This is a genomic window from Pseudonocardia oceani (genome assembly GCF_019263585.2).
GTDB lineage: Bacteria > Actinomycetota > Actinomycetes > Mycobacteriales > Pseudonocardiaceae > Pseudonocardia > Pseudonocardia oceani.
In genome coordinates, this window is record NZ_JADQDF010000001.1 from 4,631,912 (window position 1) to 4,650,267 (window position 18,356).

The 18,356-nt window shown below is 73.9% G+C and carries 17 protein-coding genes; 11 read left to right on the plus strand and 6 right to left on the minus strand.

All coding sequences use genetic code 11. The annotated features are described in order from the left end of the window. Window positions 1-6: 6 nt before the first annotated feature. Window positions 7-864 (minus strand): hypothetical protein, encoded by an 858-nt coding sequence (locus I4I82_RS23240; RefSeq protein ID WP_218592159.1) that lies wholly within the window; start codon window positions 862-864, stop codon window positions 7-9. A 110-nt stretch (window positions 865-974) separates the two neighbouring features. Further along, a complete protein-coding gene (locus I4I82_RS23245) occupies window positions 975-1,754 on the minus strand; it encodes an IclR family transcriptional regulator (RefSeq protein ID WP_218596011.1) in 780 nt (259 codons plus the stop codon). 68 nt (window positions 1,755-1,822) lie between these two features. Here I4I82_RS23245 and I4I82_RS23250 point away from each other — a divergent pair, with 68 nt between their 5' ends. The 5 genes from I4I82_RS23250 to I4I82_RS23270 all read left to right on the plus strand — a co-directional run bounded on the left by I4I82_RS23250 (window position 1,823) and on the right by I4I82_RS23270 (window position 8,776). Next, window positions 1,823-3,298, plus strand: coding sequence for an aldehyde dehydrogenase family protein (locus I4I82_RS23250; RefSeq protein WP_218593757.1), 1,476 nt, complete (start codon window positions 1,823-1,825; stop codon window positions 3,296-3,298). Beyond that, window positions 3,295-4,833: an APC family permease gene (locus tag I4I82_RS23255; RefSeq protein WP_218593756.1), complete on the plus strand. Its 1,539-nt coding sequence runs from the start codon at window positions 3,295-3,297 to the stop codon at window positions 4,831-4,833. The genes I4I82_RS23250 and I4I82_RS23255 overlap by 4 nt, the downstream gene beginning before the upstream one ends. A gap of 73 nt (window positions 4,834-4,906) precedes the next feature. After that, window positions 4,907-6,457, plus strand: a complete 1,551-nt coding sequence (locus I4I82_RS23260; RefSeq protein WP_218593755.1) for a GMC family oxidoreductase — start codon at window positions 4,907-4,909, stop codon at window positions 6,455-6,457. Next, complete coding sequence (locus I4I82_RS23265) at window positions 6,447-6,902, plus strand: DUF6992 family protein (protein WP_218593754.1); 456 nt, start codon at window positions 6,447-6,449, stop codon at window positions 6,900-6,902. Before I4I82_RS23260 ends, I4I82_RS23265 begins: the two co-directional genes overlap by 11 nt. Continuing rightward, on the plus strand, window positions 6,899-8,776 hold the full coding sequence (locus I4I82_RS23270) for a putative nucleotidyltransferase substrate binding domain-containing protein (protein ID WP_218596012.1): 1,878 nt from the start codon (window positions 6,899-6,901) through the stop codon (window positions 8,774-8,776). Before I4I82_RS23265 ends, I4I82_RS23270 begins: the two co-directional genes overlap by 4 nt. Here I4I82_RS23270 and I4I82_RS23275 read toward each other — a convergent pair. Beyond that, entirely contained in the window at window positions 8,679-9,260 is a 582-nt protein-coding gene (locus tag I4I82_RS23275) for a MarR family winged helix-turn-helix transcriptional regulator (RefSeq protein WP_226370210.1), read from the minus strand. The genes I4I82_RS23270 and I4I82_RS23275 overlap by 98 nt on opposite strands. Before the next feature lie 99 nt (window positions 9,261-9,359). Between I4I82_RS23275 and I4I82_RS23280 the strand changes: the two genes are divergently transcribed. Beyond that, window positions 9,360-10,004 carry an FMN-dependent NADH-azoreductase gene (locus tag I4I82_RS23280; RefSeq protein ID WP_218589167.1) on the plus strand — a complete coding sequence of 215 codons (645 nt, stop codon included), beginning with the start codon at window positions 9,360-9,362 and terminating at the stop codon, window positions 10,002-10,004. Between the two features lie 4 nt (window positions 10,005-10,008). Here I4I82_RS23280 and I4I82_RS23285 read toward each other — a convergent pair whose 3' ends face one another. Then, a complete protein-coding gene (locus I4I82_RS23285; protein ID WP_218589166.1) occupies window positions 10,009-10,842 on the minus strand; it encodes a crotonase/enoyl-CoA hydratase family protein in 834 nt (277 codons plus the stop codon). 92 nt (window positions 10,843-10,934) lie between these two features. Here I4I82_RS23285 and I4I82_RS23290 point away from each other — a divergent pair, with 92 nt between their 5' ends. Both I4I82_RS23290 and I4I82_RS23295 read left to right on the plus strand, forming a co-directional pair. Next, the gene (locus I4I82_RS23290) at window positions 10,935-11,612 is read left to right on the plus strand and encodes a GNAT family N-acetyltransferase (RefSeq protein WP_218589165.1); all 678 of its coding nucleotides are present in this window, start codon (window positions 10,935-10,937) and stop codon (window positions 11,610-11,612) included. 30 nt (window positions 11,613-11,642) lie between these two features. Beyond that, on the plus strand, window positions 11,643-12,860 hold the full coding sequence (locus tag I4I82_RS23295) for an MFS transporter (RefSeq protein ID WP_218589164.1): 1,218 nt from the start codon (window positions 11,643-11,645) through the stop codon (window positions 12,858-12,860). A gap of 6 nt (window positions 12,861-12,866) precedes the next feature. Here I4I82_RS23295 and icmF read toward each other — a convergent pair whose 3' ends face one another. Together icmF and I4I82_RS23305 are read right to left on the minus strand one after the other, a co-directional pair. Then, window positions 12,867-16,070, minus strand: a complete 3,204-nt coding sequence (gene icmF, locus I4I82_RS23300) for a fused isobutyryl-CoA mutase/GTPase IcmF (protein ID WP_372451459.1) — start codon at window positions 16,068-16,070, stop codon at window positions 12,867-12,869. A gap of 114 nt (window positions 16,071-16,184) precedes the next feature. Further along, window positions 16,185-16,418, minus strand: coding sequence for a hypothetical protein (locus I4I82_RS23305; protein ID WP_218589163.1), 234 nt, complete (start codon window positions 16,416-16,418; stop codon window positions 16,185-16,187). Window positions 16,419-16,476: 58 nt separating this feature from the next. On the opposite strand from I4I82_RS23305, the gene I4I82_RS23310 reads away from it, so the two are divergent. From I4I82_RS23310 to I4I82_RS23320, 3 genes are all read left to right on the plus strand, one after another. Beyond that, window positions 16,477-17,217: a maleylpyruvate isomerase family mycothiol-dependent enzyme gene (locus tag I4I82_RS23310; protein WP_218589162.1), complete on the plus strand. Its 741-nt coding sequence runs from the start codon at window positions 16,477-16,479 to the stop codon at window positions 17,215-17,217. Window positions 17,218-17,352: 135 nt separating this feature from the next. Next, window positions 17,353-17,721, plus strand: coding sequence for a hypothetical protein (locus I4I82_RS23315; RefSeq protein ID WP_218589161.1), 369 nt, complete (start codon window positions 17,353-17,355; stop codon window positions 17,719-17,721). Beyond that, window positions 17,700-18,356: an ABC transporter substrate-binding protein gene (locus I4I82_RS23320; protein WP_218589160.1), complete on the plus strand. Its 657-nt coding sequence runs from the start codon at window positions 17,700-17,702 to the stop codon at window positions 18,354-18,356. Before I4I82_RS23315 ends, I4I82_RS23320 begins: the two co-directional genes overlap by 22 nt.

Here is an 18,356-nt window from a genome sequence, read left to right on the forward strand (position 1 = left end):
TTCCGTTCACGCGCGCCAGTGCGCGGCTGAGCTCGTCGACGATCCGCCGCGGCTCGTCGCGGATCTCGTACTTCGTGTAGCGGTGGATGCGCCAGCCCCGCGCCACCAGGCGCGTGTACCGCCGGCGTCGCGCAGCACCCCCTCCGGGGTCGTGTGCTGCTCGCCCTCGTACTCGATGCCGATCATCGCCTCGGGGTAGGCGAGGTCGAGCCACACGCAGGTGCGGGCCACGGGGTCCTGCACGACCCACTGCACCTGCGGCCGGGGCAGACCCGCGTCGACGAGCAGCAGCCGCAGGCGGGTCTCCATCGGCGACCCGCTGTAGCGCGCGGCCCGCGCGAGCGCCGCGGCGACCCGGCGGTTGCCCCGGGCGCGCGGGTAGTGGACGGCGAAGTTCAGCAGCAGGTCCGGCGCGAACCGGTGCCGGTTCGCGAGCCGGTCGAGCGCGACGACGCCCTCGACGTCGTCGAGCCGGCGCACCAGGTCGTACGCGGTGCGCACCGGGCTCGTGACGGCGACGCCGCCGAGCCGCCATGTCTCACCGGGAGCGACGGCGTCGCGGTGGACGAGCAGCCCCGGGTGCGCACGCTGCCGCCCGCGGAGCAGCGTGACCTCGGCGGGGGCGTCGAACGGGCCGCACGACGCACCGAGCAGTTCGGCCGCCGAGTAGCCCGACAGGACCCCGCGGCCCTCCACGAGCAGCGCCGCGGCGCGGGAGCGCAGCGCGAGGGAGGGCGGAGCACCGGTGGCGGCGGCGTAGACGTCGGGGAAGATCCGCACGAACCGCGGACCGCGCAGCCGGCCCCACGTGACCAGGCCCGCCGCGACGGCGGCCGAGCCGCGGAACACCTCCGGCCACGCCATCCCCGCAGGATGCCCCGACGGCACCGTTGCCCGTGGCGGAACGGGGGAACTCGCGCGTGAACGGTACGTCGTTGCTGTTCAGCGCCCGCTGAACAGCAACAGCGTTCCGCTCACCCGCCGAACCACCCCATCCGCCGGGAGATCTCCGCCGCCCCCGCCCGCACCGGCTCCACGAGGTCGTCCACGCGCTCCTGGTCGAGGCGGTAGGCGGGGCCGCTCGCGGAGAGTGCGGCGATCACCTCGCCGCTGCGGTCCACCACCGGCGCGGCGACGGCGTTGAGGCCCACCTCGTACTCCTCCATCGCCACGGCGTACCCCTGCGACGCGACGGCCGCGAGCTCGGCGTCGAGGTCGCGGGCCAGGGTGACGGTGCTGCCGGTGAGGCGCTCCATGCCCGACGCGGCGAGCAGGGCGGCGCGGCGGGGGGCGGGCAGGTGGGCGAGCAGGATCTTGCCGCTCGAGGTGCAGTGCAGCGGGGTGAGGCGGCCGATCCAGTTGTGCGTCGACACCGTCGAGGGCCCGCGGGCCTGGTCGACGTTGACGGCCCAGTGCTCCTGCAGCACGGCCAGGTTGACGGTCTCGCCCAGCTCCTCGGCCAGGCGCACCAGCACCTCGCGGCCCTGCCGGGTGACGTCGAGCCGGTCGGAGACCGCGCCGGCGAGCGGGATGAGCCCGAAGCCGAGCCGGTACTTGCCGCGGTCCTCGGCCTGCTCGACGAGACCGCGTCCCTCCAGCGCGCCGAGCAGGCGGAAGGCGGTGGACTTGTGGACGTCGATCTCCTGCGCGACCTCGCTGACGCCCGCCTCGCCCCGCCGCGCCAGGATCTCCAGAACCGAGATCGCCCGATCGACGGACTGCACGCCCCCATCCCGACCAGCAGCGTTGCTCATGGCGAAACTATAGGCGTCGATCACAGCGCAGTGCTTGACGTGGCTCCAGCGGCGAGGACGATCAACGCGTGCCGAGCCTGCATATCGATGGGAAGTGGACCGCCGGATCCGGCGGTACCGACGACGTGATCAACCCGTTCGACGGATCGGTGGTCGAGACCGTCGACCAGGCCGGCCCCGCCGAGGTGGAGGCCGCCGTGGCCGCCGCCCGCGCGGCGTTCGACACGGGCCCGTGGCGCACGACGCCCGCCCCCGAGCGCGCCGCGCTGCTGCGCCGGGTCGCCGACCTCCTCGTGCGCGACAAGGAGTCGATCGCACACACCGAGACCCTCGACACCGGCAAGACGATCGTCGAGAGCCGCATCGACGTCGACGACGTCACCGCGGTGTTCCGCTACTACGCCGACCTCGCCGACAAGGACGCCGGCCGGGTCGTCGACGTCGGCAAGGCGCACGTGCTCTCGCGCGTCGTGCACGAGCCGGTCGGCGTCTGCGTCCTCATCACGCCGTGGAACTACCCGCTGCTGCAGCTGTCGTGGAAGCTCGCCCCCGCGCTCGCCGCGGGCAACACGTGCGTGATCAAGCCCAGCGAGGTCACGCCGCTCACGAGCGTCCTGCTGGTGCGGCTGTGCGAGGAGGCCGGGGTGCCGCCCGGCGTCGTCAACATCCTGCTGGGCAGCGGGCGCGACGTGGGCGCCCCGCTCACCGAGCACAGGGGAGTCGACATGGTCAGCTTCACCGGCGGCCTCGCGACCGGCCAGGCGATCATCCGGGCGAGCGCGCCCACCGTGAAGCGGGTGGCGGTGGAGCTGGGCGGCAAGAACCCCAACATCGTCTTCGCCGACACCCCGCTCGACCTCGCCGTCGACTGGGCGCTGACCGCGGTCTTCCTGCACGCCGGGCAGGTGTGCTCGGCGGGGGCGCGGCTGATCGTCGAGGAGTCGATGCACGACGAGCTGGTCGCGGAGATCGGGCGGCGCGCCGACCTGATCCGGCTGGGCGGCGGGCTCGTCGAGGGGTCCGAGTCCGGGCCGCTGGTGTCGGCGGCGCAGCGCGACAAGATCGAGAGGTTCGTGGCGGACGCGCTGGCCGACGGCGCCCGGCTCGTCGCGGGCGGGAAGCGGCCCGACGACCCCGGGCTGCAGGACGGATTCTTCTACCGGCCCACCGTGCTCGCCGACGTCACCCGCGAGATGCGCGTGATCCGCGAGGAGACGTTCGGGCCGATCCTCACCGTCGAGACCTTCCGCACCGAGGCCGAGGCGATCGCGCTGGGCAACGACACGGAGTACGGCCTCGCGGGCGCGGTCTGGACGGCCGACATGGCGCGCGCGCACCGCGTCGCCGGGGCCCTGCGCCACGGCACGGTGTGGATCAACGACTACCACCCCTACGTCCCCGCGGCGGAGTGGGGCGGGATGAAGTCCTCCGGCAACGGTCGGGAGCTGGGACCGACCGGTCTGGCCGAGTACCAGGAGCACAAGCACGTCTGGCACAACACCGCGCCGGAACCCGCCGGCTGGTTCACCGGAGGTCAGGGATGAGTACGACGGAGAACAGGCCTGCGGACGACGGGATGGCCGACTTCGGCTACTCCCAGACGCTCGACCGCAGCATCGGGAAGTTCGCCAGCTTCGCCGCCGGGATCAGCTACATCTCGATCCTCACCGGCACGTTCCAGCTCTTCTACTTCGGCTTCGCGTTCGGCGGGCCGGCGTACTGGTGGAGCTGGCCGCTGGTGTTCGCCGGCCAGGTCATGGTGGCGCTGTGCTTCGCCGAGCTCGCGGGGCGCTACCCGGTGGCCGGGTCGGTCTACAACTGGTCCAAGCGGCTCGCGAGCCCGACCACGGCGTGGCTGGCCGGCTGGATGATGTTCACGGCGTCGGTGGTGACGCTGACGGCCGTGGTGCTCGCCTACCAGGGCACGCTGCCGCTGATCTGGAGCGGCTTCCAGCTCGTCGGCGACGGCACGGGGGAGACCGACTTCGCCGTGTCCGCCGTGATCTGGGGCGCGATCCTCGTCGCGTTCACCACCACGATCAACGCGCTCGGCGTGAGGCTCATGGCCCGGATCAACAGCGCCGGGGTGTTCATCGAGCTGATCGCGGCCGTGCTGCTCGTCGTGCTGCTCGCGGTGAACATCGTCAACCCGCCGACGGTGCTGTTCGACACCCAGGGCCTGGGCGCGGGCACCGACCTCGGCTACTTCGGGGCGTTCCTCGTGGCCGCGCTGGCCAGCGCGTACGTCATGTACGGCTTCGACACCGCCAGCTCGCTGGGCGAGGAGACCGTCGACCCTCGGCGCACCGCGCCCACGGCGATCCTGCGCGCCGTCATCGCCTCGTTCGTCATCGGCGGGCTGATCCTGCTGTTCGCGATCCTCGCCGCGCCCGACCTGGCGGCCCCGGAGATCGGTCATGTCGGCGGCCTGCAGTTCGTCGTGCTGGCGGTGCTCGGCGGCCCGCTCGGTATCGCGCTGCTGATCAGCGTCGTCATCGCGGTGACGGTGTGCGCGCTGGCCGTGCACACCGCCGCGATCCGGCTGATGTTCGCCATGGCCCGCGACAACGCCCTGCCCGCAGGCGCGCGGCTCGCGAAGATCGACCCCAAGCGCAAGACGCCCGTCGTGCCCGCGGTGCTGATCGGCGTGGCCTCGGTGCTCATCCTCGTGGTGAACATCGGCAGCCCGCAGATCTTCACGGCCGTCACGAGCGTCGCGATCATCATGATCTACATCGCGTACCTGCTGGTCACCGTGCCCATGCTGCGCAAACGGCTGAAGGGGGAGTGGCCCGGACCCGGTGCGGGCACCGACGGCTACTTCTCGCTGGGGCGCTGGGGACTGCCCGTCAACATCATCGCCGTCGTCTGGGGCGCCGGCATGGCCATCAACCTGGCCTGGCCGCGGGAGGATGTCTACGGCGCCGGGGTGCTCAGCTTCATCGCGCCGATCTTCATCGGGGCCGTCATCCTGATCGGGCTGGCGTGGTACCTGGCCCGCGGCCGGCACCAGACGGGCACGCTGCCCGAGCACATGGCCCAGAACATGGACCTGGGGAACCTGGAGCAGGCGCCGTGACGCGGCTGCGCCACCCGTGCGCGGCGATCGTGGCCAGGGCCACGATCGCCGCGCACGACCACCGGAGGGACGCATGACCGAGCAGTTCGACTACGTCGTCGTCGGCGGGGGGTCGTCGGGCTGCGCGCTGGCCGCGCGGCTGTCCGAGGACCCCGCCGTCACCGTGTGCCTGCTGGAGGCGGGCCCGTCCGACGTCGACGACCCGGCGATCCTCAAGCTCACCGACTGGATGGCGCTGCTCGACTCCGGCTTCGACTGGGACTACCTGGTCGAGCCGCAGGAGCGCGGCAACTCCTTCCTGCGCCACGCGCGGGCGAAGGTGCTCGGCGGGTGCTCGTCGCACAACTCGTGCATCGCGTTCTGGACCCCGCGCGAGGACCTCGACGAGTGGGCCGCCCAGGGGTGCGAGGGCTGGACCGCCGACGAGTGCTGGCCCCTGCTGCGCCGCCTGGAGACCAACGACGGCGAGTGGGACGGCCACGGCCGCTCCGGCCCGGTCAACATCCACCACATCGCACCCGACGACCCGTGCGGCGTCGCCGTGCTGGAGGCCGCGGCCGGCGTCGGGCTGCCGACGGTGAAGTTCAACGAGGGCACGACCGTCACCGAGGGCGCCGGGTTCTTCCAGATCAACCGGTTCCCCGACGGCACGCGGGCCTCGGCGTCGGTGAGCTACCTGCACCCGGTCCTGGACTCGCGGCCGAACCTGTCGGTGATCACCGGGGCGTGGGCGTCCAAGGTCGTCTTCGAGGGCCGGCGCGCCACCGGCGTCGAGTACCAGCAGGACATCGGCCCGGGCCGGCGGACGGTCACCGCGCGGCGCGAGGTCATCCTGTCCACGGGCGCGATCGACACGCCCAAGCTGCTGATGCTCTCGGGCATCGGCCCGGCCGAGCACCTGCGCGAGTTCGGCGTCGACGTGCTCGTCGACGCGCCGGGCGTCGGAGCCAACCTGGACGACCACGTCGAGGGCCTGGTGATGTGGGAGGCTGCGCGGCCGATGGTCACGCGCTCCACGCAGTGGTGGGAGATCGGGCTGTTCACGCGCACCCGGGAGGGGCTGGACCGGCCGGACCTGATGATGCACTACGGGTCGGTGCCCTTCGACCTGAACACGGTGCGCTGGGGCTACCCGACCACCGACAACGGGTTCTGCCTGACGCCCAACGTCACGCGCGGGCGCTCGCGGGGCACGGTGCGGCTGCGCAGCCGCGACTTCCGCGACCGCGCACGGGTGGACCCCCGCTACTTCACCGACCCCGAGGGCCACGACATGGCGGTGATGCTGCACGGGGTGAAGCTCGCGCGGCGCATCGCCGAGCAGCCCGCGCTCAAGGAGTGGATCACCCGCGAGCTGACGCCCGGGCCCGACGCCGTCACCGACGACGATCTGGTCGACTACGTCACCAAGACCCACAACACCGTCTACCACCCGGCGTGCACGGCGAAGATGGGTCCGGAGTCCGACCCGATGGCCGTGGTCGACCCGCAGCTGCGGGTGCGGGGCGTCGAGGGGCTGCGGGTCGCCGACGCGTCGATCCTGCCGTTCCTGCCGGCGATCAACCCCAACATCACCTGCATGATGGTGGGGGAGAAGGCCGCAGACCTGCTCCGTGGCCGCTGATCCGCGGGGGCGCGACCCCTGGGCCCGCCAGGACGCGCTCGCCCGCTCCACCACCGCGTGGGGCGCGGCGAGCGTCGTCGCCGGACTCGGCCTCGCCGCCGCCCGGCGGGGCCCGTTCGCCACGGCGTTCGGCACGCAGAACGCCGGGTGGGGCGCGGTCGACCTGGTGATCGTCGTGGTGGCCGGGCGGCTGAAGCGTCGCCGGATGGCGCGGCTGCCCGACCCGTACGCCGACGACGCCCTGGCCGCCGAGTCGCGGACGCTGCGCCGCGTGCTGTGGGCCAACGTCGTCCTCGACGCCGGGTACGTCGCCGGTGGGGCGGCGCTGTGGCGGTGGCGCCGCGACCGGCCGGGCGCGGCCGGGGCGAGCGCCGGCATCGTCGTGCAGGGCGCGTTCCTGCTGCTGCACGACGCCCACCACGCGTACTGGTCCGGCCGCCGGTGACGCGTCCCGGTGCTCAGAGCAGCTCTGCGCACCCCGACGCACCGGCGGCGGCCGCGCAGTTCCTCGGCGCCCACCCGCCCTTCGACGCCCTCGACGCCGGCGAGCTGGCCGCCCTCGCCGCCCTCGCCGAGGTCGAGGAGCACGCCGCGGGGGCGACCGTGCTCGCGGAGGGTGCGGCGCCGCCCGCGCACCTGCGGGTGGTCCGGACCGGCGCGGTCGAGATCGTCCACGACGGGCGGGTGCTCGACCTGCTCGGCCCGGGTGAGCTGCTCGGGCACGCCCCGATGCTGGCCGGGCTGCCGCTCGGTTTCACCGCCGTGGCCCGAGGCGCGACGACCTGCCTGCGGCTGCCCGGCCCCGCGGTCCGCGACCTGCTCGGGCGCCCCGCCGGGCTCCGCTACGTCACGCGCTCGCTGCTCGCCCCGCCGCGCGCCGACCTCGGCGCCCCGGACCCGGCGCAGCGCCCGGTCGGGGAGCTGCTGCGCGCGCCGCTGTGCACCGCGGAGGAGTCGACGAGCCTGCGGGAGGCGGTGCGGCGGATGACCGCGTGCGGGGCGTCGGCGGTGGTCGTGCCGATCGGTCACGGGCGCGTCGGCATCCTCACCGACCGCGACCTGCGGACCGTCGTCGCCGACGGGGTCGATGCCTCGGCCACCGCGCTGCGCGAGGCGATGACCGCGCCCGCGTGGACGGCGGCGGCCGACCGCCTCGGCGGTGAGGTCCTGCTCGACATGCTCGACCGCGGCGTGCGGCACGTCCCCGTCCTGGGCGCGGCCGGGGAGCTGCTCGGCGTGCTGGAGGACGTCGACGTCGTCGCGGCGACGACCCGCAGCAGCTTCGGGCTGCGGACGCGGATCGCGCGGGCCCGGGACGTCGACGAGGTCGTCGCCGCGGCGCGGGAGCTCACCCCGACCATCGTCGCGCTGCACGACGCCCGCGTGGCGCCCGCCGACATCGCCGGCATCACCGCGGTCGTCGCCGACGCCGTGACGCGCCGGCTCATCGAGCTCTCGACGCCCGACGCGCCGCCGCGCCCGCTGACCTGGCTGGCGCTGGGCAGCCTGGCGCGCCGCGAGGCGGTGCCGAGCTCCGACGTCGACAGCGCCCTGGTGTGGGTCGGCCCGGAGGACGACCCGGTGGCCGCCGGGCACGCCCGCGACCTCGCCGCGCGGGTGATGGCCGGTCTCGCCGCGGCCGGGTTCCGCGCCGACGCGAACGGCGCCGTCGCCACCAACCCGCTGTTCGCCCGCTCCTACGAGGCGTGGGCGGCGGCCGCGCGGAGCTGGCTGCACGACCCGACGCAGGAGAAGGCGCCGATCCTCGTCTCGCTCGTCGTCGACGCGCGGCCGGTGTGGGGGGCGCGTCAGGGGTGGGCGGGAAAGGGCTCCGTGCCCGACGTCTTCCGCGACGCTCGCCGCCACCCCGACCTGCTGCGCCTGCTCGGCCGCTACGCCCTCGCGCACCGCCCGCCGACGGGCTTCCTGCGCGACTTCGTCGTCGAGCACAGCGGGCGGCGCCGCGGGCGGCTCGACCTCAAGCGCGGCGGGCTCGTGCCGATCGTCGACCTCGCGCGCTGGGCGGGCATGGCGGCCGGGGTGACCGGGGCGTCGACGCCGGCCCGCCTGCGCGCCGCGGCCGCCGCGGGGACGCTGCCGCCGGCCGCCGCGGCCACGCTGGAGGAGGCGTTCCACCTGGTGCTGGGCCTGCGGCTGGCGCACCAGGTCGAGCAGCTGCGCGCCGGCGTCGAGCCCGACGACCTCGTGCGGCCCGCCGACCTCAGCGCGGTGACGCGGGCGTCGCTGCGCGAGGCCTTCCGGGCTGTGGCGTCGGTGCAACGGCGGATCTCCGCGGAGCTCGACCTCGGGATGCGCTGACCGCCGCCGCATCCTGCGCCTGCATCTCCTGCGCCACCTGGCACGGGTCGACCGGCGCCGCCCCGCGCGCGATGCGGGCCAGCATCTCGCGCAGGCTGGCGCGCTCCTCCTCGGCCAGCGGAGCGAGCACGGTCTCCTCGGCGCGGCGCAGCTCGCGCTCCAGCGCGCAGAGGCGGGCGCCGCCCTCGGGGGTGAGCCCGACGCGGCGGGCGCGGCGGTCGGCCGGGTCGGGCCGGCGCTCGACGAGCCCGGCGGACTCCAGGTCGTCGAGCAGGTAGGTCATGACGGTCCGGTCGACGCCGAGGTGCTGCGCCAGCGCGAGCTGGCTGGCCGCCTCGCCGCGGCCCGCGGCGGCCAGCACCTGGTAGCCGCGGGGCCCGCCCGGCACGCCGGCGACGACCTCGTCGATGCCGCGGAGGTACGTGCGCATCACGGTGCCGAGCGCCCAGCCGAGGTCCGACTCGGGGCGTTCGGGTGTGGTCACCATCCCAGTCTAGCCGGGACGCACCGCCGCAGATTGTCTGTTGTAGCGATCGTCTGCTAAACAGAACATCACACGTACCGCGCATCACAGGAGAGTCCCATGAGCATGTTCCGCCTCGACAGCAGCATCCGCACCGAGGGCTCCGTGAGCCGCGGGGTCGCCGACACCCTCGAGGGCGCCTACCTCGAGCAGCACCCGAACGCGACGGTCGAGCGCCGCGACCTCGTGGCCGACCCGCTGCCCGACGTCTGGCCGGTCGCCGCGTTCGCCGGGTTCACCCCCGAGGACCAGCGCTCCGACGAGCAGCGCGCCGCGCTCGACCTCACCCGCCGTCTGGCCGACGAGGTGCTCGGCGCCGACGTCGTGGTCATCGCCACGCCGCTCTACAACTTCGGCGTGCCGGCCCACCTCAAGGCGTGGATCGACCTGCTGATCACCGACCCCCGCTTCGGCCCGGGCACGTCCCCGCTGGCCGGGCGGCCGGTCACGCTGGTGATCGCCCGCGGCGGCGGCTACGGCGCCGGCACCCCGCGCGAGGGCTGGGACCACGCCACCCCGTACCTCGTCCGCATCCTCGCCGACGTGTGGGGTGCCGACCTCACCCTCGTCGAGGCCGAGCTGACCCTCGCCCCGGTCACCCCCGCGATGGCCGAGCTCGTGCCGCTGGCCGAGGCCTCGCAGGCGCAGGCCCACGAGCGCGCGTCCGAGGTCGGCAAGGCGCTGGCGGCGCGTACCGCCGCCTGAGGTCCTACTCCGGGTCGGTGAACACCGGCTCGCGCTCCTCGAACCGGGCCGTCACGGCCTCGGCCTGGTTCGGGCTGCCGATCAGGGCGCCGATCTCGTCCTGCTCGGCGGCGAAGCCGGTCTCCAGGTCGACGCGGCCCGCGGCGTCGAGCAGGCGCTTGGCCGCCCGCACGGCGTGCGGGCTGAGGGCGGCGATCGCCCGGGCCATGGCCAGGGCGGCGGCCAGCGGGTCGTCCTCGACGCGGGTGGCGAGCCCGAGCGCGACGGCCTCGGTGCCGCTCACCCGGCGCCCCGTCAGCGTCAGCTCCTTGGCGACGTCGCGGCCGACGAGCTCGGGCAGCACCTGCGTGCCGGTCATGTCCGGGACCAACCCCCACCGGATCTCGAGCACCGACAGCACGGCGTCGGGGTGGACCAGGCGGATGTCGGCGCCGAGCGCGATCTGCAGGCCGCCGCCCAGCGCGTTGCCCCGCACCGCGGCGATCACCGGCACCGGGATGCGCGCCCACGCGTGCGCCGCCCGCTGCCCGGTGGCCCGCGCCGGACCCTCGGCCGGGGGGAGGTCGACCGACGCCGACAGCCGCTCCCCGGAGCGCATCGCGCGGAACGCGCCGAAGTCCAGGCCGGCGCAGAAGTCCGGGCCCTCGCCCGACAGTACGACCGCCCGCACGCCGGGCGCGGTGCGCAGGGCCTCGCCGGTACGCACGATCGCGGAGAACATCGCGGGGTCCAGCGCGTTGCGCTTCTCCGGGCGGGCGAGCCGCACGTCGGCGACGCCGCCGGTGAGGGTGGTCGTGACCCGGGTGGGGTCGACGTCGGGGAAGGCCGTGCCGCTCATCGCGCTCCGTCCGTCGGGGTGGTGGCGCCCGCTGCAGGCTAACCCCGCGATACCCCGGCGACGCCCGGCCCGGGCTGAGCGATGATCGGGGCATGCATCCGCTCGACGACCCGGTGCGCTCCGCGCTCACCGGCACGCACGCCCCGTTCGCCCAGCGCCACGGCTGCGCCCTGCGCTACCCGCCGGAGATGTCGGTGTGGGGCGTGTTCCCCGACGACGCCGACGGCTGGCGCGACGCCGAGGAGTTCGGCGTCCTCTCCACCGCGGGCGACCCGCTCACGCCCCCGGCGGGCTGGGAGCGCACGATGCTGATCCCCGGCGTCCAGTACGACGGGTCCGCGATGGTCGTGACGCCCGACCCGGAGGCGGTCGTGCTCGGCCCGGACGACGTGCCCGAGATGCTCGACCTCGTCGAGCGCACCCGGCCCGGGCCGTTCGCCAAGCGCACCGTCGAGATGGGCGCCTATCTCGGCGTCCGGCACGAGGGCGTGCTGGTCGCGATGGCGGGGGAGCGGATGCGGCCGGCGGGCTGGTCGGAGATCAGTGGGGTCTGCACGGCGCCCGAGGCGCGCGGGCGGGGTCTGGGCTCGCGGCTGGTGCGGGCGGTCGGGGCGGTGATCCGCGGGCGCGGCGACGTCCCGTTCCTGCACGCCTCCGCGTCCAACACCACGGCCCTGCGCCTCTACGAGCACCTCGGCTTCACGCTGCGGCGCACCATCGAGTTCGCCGCCTACGAGCACGTCGCCGGGAGGGCTGTTTCACACCGCTGACGCCGCCCGCGCGACGTAGGGTCGATAGCGATGACAACGACTCTCGCCGCCCCCGTCGGCCACGAACGCGGAACGCCCGGCTACCGCCGCCTCGGGGCGGCGCTGTGGTGCGGTGGACTGGCGACGTTCGTGCTGGTCTACAGCGTGCAGGGCCTCCTGCCGACGCTGGCCGCGGAGTTCGGCGTGTCGTCGTCGACGTCGAGCCTGGTCCTCTCGGCCACCACCGGCACGCTGGCCCTGGCGATCGTGCCGCTGGCCGCCGTCGCCGAGTCGTGGGGCCGGGCGCGGGTGATGACGTGGGCGCTCGCCGCGGCGGCGGTGCTGGCGCTCCTCGCGCCGCTGTCGCCGACCTTCGCGGTCCTCGTCGGGATCCGGGCGCTGCAGGGCGTCGCGCTCGCCGCCCTCCCGGCCCTGCTCATGGCCCACGTGACGCGCGAGGTGGCGCCGCGCTGGCTCGGCGGCGCGGTCGGCCTGCTCATCGCGGGCAACACCATCGGCGGGCTGTCCGGGCGGCTGATCGCCGGGACCGTCGCGGAGTTCGGCGGGTGGCGCGCCGGGCTCGCGGCCGTCGGGCTCGTGTCGCTGGCGTGCACCGTCGCGTTCCGGCTGCTGCTGCCGCCGACCGTCGGCGGTCAGGCGCCGCGGGTCCGGCTGCGCGATCTGGGCGGCTCGGTGCGGCTGCACCTGCGCGACCCCGGCCTGCGCTGCCTGTTCGGCATCTCGTTCGCGCTGATGAGCACGTTCGTCACCGTCTACAACTTCCTGTCCTTCCGGCTGCTCGCCGCGCCGTTCGCGCTGCCGGGGGCGCTGGTCGGGCTGGTGTTCCTCGGCTACCTCGTCGGCACCGGCGCGTCGACGACGGCCGGGCGCCTGGGCGACCGCTTCGGCCGCCGCAAGGTGCTCTGGGGCACGGTGCTCGTCGCGCTGATCGGGGCGTGGGTGACGCTGCCCGACGTCCTGCCGCTGGTGCTGGCGGGCGTGCTGCTGGTGACGATCGGCTTCTTCGGCGCGCACTCCGTGGCCAGCAGCTGGGTGGGCCGCCGCTCGGTCCTGCTGCCCGGCGGCGACCCCGGCCAGGCCTCGTCGCTCTACCTGTTCGCCTACTACGCCGGGTCGAGCGTCGGCGGCCTGCTCGGCGGGGTCGCGTTCGACCTCGCCGGCTGGCCCGGGCTCGTCGGCTACATCAGCGCGCTGCTGGGCGCGGCGCTGGTGCTGGCGGTGCACCTGCGCCACGTCCCGGCACCCTGACGGCTCCTACATGTTGCGCCGGTACTGCCCGCCCACCTCGAAGAACGCCTCGGTGAGCTGACCCAGCGAGCAGACCCGGGCGGCGCGCATGAGCTCGTCGAACACGTTGCCGTCGCCGGTGGCCACGTCCTGGAGGCGGCGGATCGCCTCCTGGGCCTCGGTGCTGTGGCGCCCCTGGAAGTCGGCGAGCCGCTCGAGCTGGCTCTCCTTCTCCGCCTCCGTGGCCCGCATGAGCTCGATCTCGACAGGGCCGGCGTCCGGGTCGTCGGGCTTGAGGAACGTGTTGACGCCGATCAGCGGCAGCGTGCCGTCGTGCTTGCGGTGCTCGTAGAGCATCGACTCGTCCTGGATGCGGCCGCGCTGGTAGCCCGTCTCCATCGCGCCGAGCACGCCGCCGCGCTCGGAGATGCGGTCGAACTCGGCGAGCACGGCCTCCTCGACGAGGTCGGTGAGCTCGTCGACGATGGCGGAACCCTGGAGCGGGTTCTCGTTCATCGACAGGCCCCACTCGCGGTTGATGATCAGCTGGATGGCCATCGCGCGGCGCACCGACTCCTCGGTCGGCGTCGTCACGGCCTCGTCGTAGGCGTTGGTGTGCAGCGAGTTGGCGTTGTCGTAGAGCGCGCACAGCGCCTGCAGCGTGGTGCGGATGTCGTTGAAGTTCATCTCCTGCGCGTGCAGCGAGCGCCCGGAGGTCTGCACGTGGTACTTGAGCTTCTGGCTGCGCTCGTTGGCCCCGTACTTCTCCCGCATCGCCACGGCCCAGATCCGCCGCGCGACCCGGCCGATCACCGTGTACTCCGCGTCCATCCCGTTGGAGAAGAAGAACGAGAGGTTGGGGGCGAAGTCGTCGATCGACATACCTCGGGCGAGGTAGCTCTCGACGAAGGTGAAGCCGTTGGAGAGCGTGAACGCGAGCTGGCTGATGGGGTTCGCCCCGGCCTCGGCGATGTGGTAGCCCGAGATCGAGACCGAGTAGAAGTTGCGGACCTTGTGCTCGATGAACCAGGCCTGGATGTCGGCCATCATCCGCAGCGAGAACTCCGTGGAGAAGATGCAGGTGTTCTGGCCCTGGTCCTCCTTGAGGATGTCGGCCTGCACCGTGCCGCGGACGTTCGCGAGCGTGAAAGCGGTGAGCTCCTCGCGCTCGGCCTCGTCGGGCTCGCGGCCCTCCTCGTCGCGGAAGCGCGCCAGCGTCTGGTCGATCGCGGTGTTGAGGTAGAAGGCGAGGATCGACGGCGCCGGGCCGTTGATCGTCATCGACACCGACGTGGTGGGCGAGGTGAGGTCGAAGCCGCCGTAGAGGACCTTCATGTCCTCGAGCGTGGCGATCGAGACGCCCGACGTGCCGACCTTGCCGTAGACGTCGGGACGGGTGTCGGGGTCGCGGCCGTAGAGCGTGACCGAGTCGAACGCCGTGGACAGGCGCTTGGCGTCGGAGTCGGCGGAGAGGATCTTGAAGCGTCGGTTGGTGCGGAACGGGTCGCCCTCGCCGGCGAACATGCGCGCCGGGTCCTCGCCCTCGCGCTTGAACGGGAAGACGCCCGCGGTGAACGGGAAGCGGCCGGGCAGGTTCTCGCGGCGCAGGAAGCGCAGCAGGTCGGCGTCCTCGGTGAGGGTCGGCAGCGCGACGCGGCGGACCTTCGTTCCCGACAGCGTCTCGCGCGTGAGCTGCGTGCGGAGCTCCTTGTCGCGGATCTTCACGACCATCTCGTCGCCCGAGTAGTCCTCGACGACCTGCGGCCAGGTGTCGAGCAGCTCCGCGGCGTCGGCGGGCAGCGCCTTCTCGGCCTTGGCCAGCTCCTCGTCTATCTCGACCCGGGCGGCCTCGCCGACCAGCTCCCGCGCCGTGCGCAGGTGCTGGCGGACGCGGGCGGCCTCGACGGCCTTCTCGGTGTCGGCGTGGTAGCCGCGCACCGTCTCGGCGATCTCGGAGAGGTAGCGGGTGCGCTGCGGCGGGATCACCGCGGCGTGCTCGGCGGAGGTCTTGCGGTCGGTGCGCGGCAGCCGGCCCTGGACCTCCTCGCCCAGGAGCAGGTCGCGCAGGTGCTGGTAGAGCGCGGTGACGCCGTCGTCGTTGAACGTGGCCGCGGACGTGCCGTAGACCGGCATGTCCTCCCACGTCTTGCCGAACTCCTCGCGGTTGCGCACGAGCTGGCGGCCCACGTCGCGGCGGGCGTCCTCGGCGCCGCGGCGCTCGAACTTGTTGATCGCGACGACGTCGGCGAAGTCGAGCATGTCGATCTTCTCCAGCTGCGACGCGGCGCCGAACTCCGGCGTCATCACGTACAGGGAGCGGTCGACGAGCCCGGCGATCCCGGCGTCTCCCTGGCCGATGCCGGGGGTCTCGACGATGACCAGGTCGAACTCGGCCGCGCGGAGCACGGCGATGGCGTCGGTGAGGTTCTCGGGCAGGCTCGCGTCGGCACCGCGGGTGGCCATCGAGCGGAAGAAGACCTGCTCGCCGAGGCTGTTCATCCGGATGCGGTCGCCGAGCAGCGCGCCGCCGCCCTTGCGCCGCGTCGGGTCGACGGCGAGCACGGCGATGCGGAGCTTGTCCTCCTGGTCGAGGCGGAAGCGGCGCACGATCTCGTCGGTCAGGCTCGACTTGCCCGAGCCGCCGGTGCCGGTGATGCCCAGGACCGGGACGGGGCGGCGCGGCTCCAGGTCGAGGTCGGCGGGGAGCTTCCCGGCCTCGGCGAGGGTGAGGACGCGGGCGAGCGCGGTGTGGTCGCCGGTGCGGAGGCCGTCGAACGAGGCGGGGGGCGAGGCCGTGAGGTCGACGTCGCACTCGCGGATCATCATGTTGATCATTCCGGGCAGGCCGAGCTTCTGGCCGTCCTCGGGTGAGAAGATGCGGGCGACGCCGCGGCTGTGCAGCAGCTCGATCTCCGCGGGGACGATGACGCCGCCGCCCCCGCCGTAGACCTTCACGTGCCCGGCGCCGCGCTCGCGCAGCAGCTCGACGAGGTAGGTGAAGTACTCGACGTGCCCGCCCTGGTACGAGCTGATGGCGACGCCCTGGGCGTCCTCCTGGATGGCCGCGGCGACCACCTCGTCGACCGAGCGGTTGTGCCCGAGGTGCACGACCTCGGCCCCCTGGCGCTGCAGGATCCGGCGCATGATGTTGATCGCGGCGTCGTGGCCGTCGAACAGGCTGGCGGCGGTCACGAAGCGGACCGGGTTCACGGGCACGTGCAGGTCGGCCATCAGGGTTCCTCTCGGCGGGGCGCGTCGTGGCATTCGTACCGACGGCGCCGACGGATTTAGTCTGACATCCGACTATCGGACGTACAAGCGCCGCGGGAGTGACCCCGCCTGCACTCAAGCGGCCGGTTCGAGCTCCGATCGGTCGGAGGTGACCATCCCACCCTCGGAGGCGGCGCGCGTCAGACGCCCGGCCAGCAGACCCACCACCATCAGGGCCAACCCGGCGACCACGATCGACCCGACCGCGGCCTGGGGTGCGACGAGCACCAGCACGAAGGAGACGCCGGGCCACCAGAGCAGCGCGCGGAGAGGGGCGGGAACCGTCCAGTCGGGTGAATCAGGAGCCACGTCAGGTCTCTACCCCGTCGCCTCCGGATCCATGCGCACCCCGCGTTAGCGTCTCCTCATGAACCACTCCGCCGCACTCCTCGAGCAGAACGCGCAGCTCGCGTCGCAGGTCGCGGACGCCGACCCCGCCACGCCCGTGCCCGCCTGTCCGGGCTGGACGCTGCAGCAGCTCGTGCGCCACGTCGGCCGCGGTGACCGCTGGGCGGCCGCGATCGTCCGCACCGGCGAGTTCACCGACCCGCGCGAGGTGGCGGGCGGCAAGCCGGGCGACGATGTCGACGGCTGGCTGCGCGAGAGCCCGCGCACCCTCCTCGATGCGGTGGCCGAGGTCGGCCCGGACGTTCCCGTCTGGACGTTCCTCGGCCCGCGCCCGGCGTCGTGGTGGATCCGGCGGCGGCTGCACGAGTCGACCGTGCACGGCGCGGACGCGGCGCTGGCCCGCGGTGCCGGGGTCGCGCTGCCGCCCGAGGTGGCGGCCGACGGGGTGACGGAGTGGATCGAGCTGCTGGCCGCCCGGCCCGCGGGCGAGGACCCCGGCCCGCTCGACGCCGGAACGACGATGCACCTGCACGCCACCGACGACGAGCTGGGGGCGGCGGGGGAGTGGATGGTGGCGACCGACGACGGCCGCTCGCTCCGGTGGGAGCACGGGCACGGCAAGGGCTCGGTCGCGGTGCGGGGGGCGGCGGCCGACCTGCTGCTGGCGATCACCCGCCGGATCCCGGCCGACGACCCGCGGCTCGCGGTGCACGGTGATGCGGCGGTGCTGGGCACGTGGTTGGCGCGGACGCCGTTCTGAGGGGGTGGCAGGGGCCGCGCACGTGGCCCACCGGATGCAGGAAAGCCACGTTCCCGCCATCTGACGGCAGGAACGTGGCTTTCCTGAACCGGGCGGAGCATGCCAAGGTGAGCCTCACCTGACCTGAGGAGCGCCATGTCCGTGTGCCTGCCCGTCGACGACGCCACCCGCCGCGACTTCGTGTTCGGATCACTCGGGCTCGCCGCCCTGCTGGCCGGCTGCGGTGCTGCCCCCGCGACCTCCGCCGACGCCCCCGGCGCCTACCCCCGCACGGTCACCGACGCCACCGGCACCGACGTCGTCCTCGACGCCCGGCCGCGCCGGATCGCGTGCGCCCAGAACGTGTGGGACCTCGACGCCGTCCTGGCGCTGGGCGAGGTGCCGGTGCAGTTCGGCCTGCGCGACTTCGCCGAGTACACCGGCAGCACGACCACGTCCTGCCGTGGCACGAGCGAGCGCTCGACGGGGAGCGGCCCGAGCGGGTGGCCGTCGGCGAGGAGCTGAGCGTCGAGGCGATCGCGGCGGCCGCACCCGACCTCATCGTCGGGGACTCCGCGGTCGCCGACGTGCGCGACCGGCTCGGGTCGCTCGCGCCCGTCGTGCAGATCGCGAGCTTCGACTGGCGGCGGAACCTGCGGATCCTCGGCGAGGCCCTCGACCTGTCCGACGACGCCGAGGCGCTCGTCGCGCAGACCGACCAGCGCCTGGCCACCTCGCTCGACGGCTACGACCTCGCCGGGGCCCGGGTCGCGGTCCTGGGCGTCTACGACGCCACGGCCTTCTACCTCTTCGGGAACGACGCGATCCCGGTCGTCGACCTCCTGCGCCGGGCCGGCTTCGGCTTCCTCGACGAGCTCACCGCCGACGCGACGCCCGACGCGCCGCGCGTCGAGTACTCGGCCGAGCAGTTCGGCCTGCTCGACCCGGCCGACCTGGTGGTGGTGTTCAACTACGGAGACTCCGGCGTGCCCAGCCCGGTGGCCGCCGACCCGCTGTTCGCGCGGCTGCCGGCCGTGCAGGCCGGGCGGGTCGTCGTGGTCGAGCAGGGGGAGCGGGCGCAGGGGCTGAGCGTGTTCGGCCCGCTGAACCTGCAGCTCGGGCTGGACTTCGTGCGGGAGTGCGCGGAGCTGGTGACCTGA

Bases quoted from the DNA above. Each gene is read 5' to 3' on its own strand.
- I4I82_RS23310 (WP_218589162.1), top strand. From the start codon at position 16,477: ATGAACCACTCCGCCGCACTCCTCGAGCAGAACGCGCAGCTCGCGTCG.
- I4I82_RS23295 (WP_218589164.1), top strand. From the start codon at position 11,643: ATGACAACGACTCTCGCCGCCCCCGTCGGCCACGAACGCGGAACGCCC.
- I4I82_RS23285 (WP_218589166.1), bottom strand. From the start codon at position 10,842: ATGAGCGGCACGGCCTTCCCCGACGTCGACCCCACCCGGGTCACGACC.
- I4I82_RS23255 (WP_218593756.1), top strand. From the start codon at position 3,295: ATGAGTACGACGGAGAACAGGCCTGCGGACGACGGGATGGCCGACTTC.
- I4I82_RS23245 (WP_218596011.1), bottom strand. From the start codon at position 1,754: ATGAGCAACGCTGCTGGTCGGGATGGGGGCGTGCAGTCCGTCGATCGG.
- I4I82_RS23280 (WP_218589167.1), top strand. From the start codon at position 9,360: ATGAGCATGTTCCGCCTCGACAGCAGCATCCGCACCGAGGGCTCCGTG.
- I4I82_RS23315 (WP_218589161.1), top strand. From the start codon at position 17,353: ATGTCCGTGTGCCTGCCCGTCGACGACGCCACCCGCCGCGACTTCGTG.
- I4I82_RS23260 (WP_218593755.1), top strand. From the start codon at position 4,907: ATGACCGAGCAGTTCGACTACGTCGTCGTCGGCGGGGGGTCGTCGGGC.
- I4I82_RS23240 (WP_218592159.1), bottom strand. From the start codon at position 864: ATGGCGTGGCCGGAGGTGTTCCGCGGCTCGGCCGCCGTCGCGGCGGGC.
- icmF (WP_372451459.1), bottom strand. From the start codon at position 16,070: ATGGCCGACCTGCACGTGCCCGTGAACCCGGTCCGCTTCGTGACCGCC.
- I4I82_RS23290 (WP_218589165.1), top strand. From the start codon at position 10,935: ATGCATCCGCTCGACGACCCGGTGCGCTCCGCGCTCACCGGCACGCAC.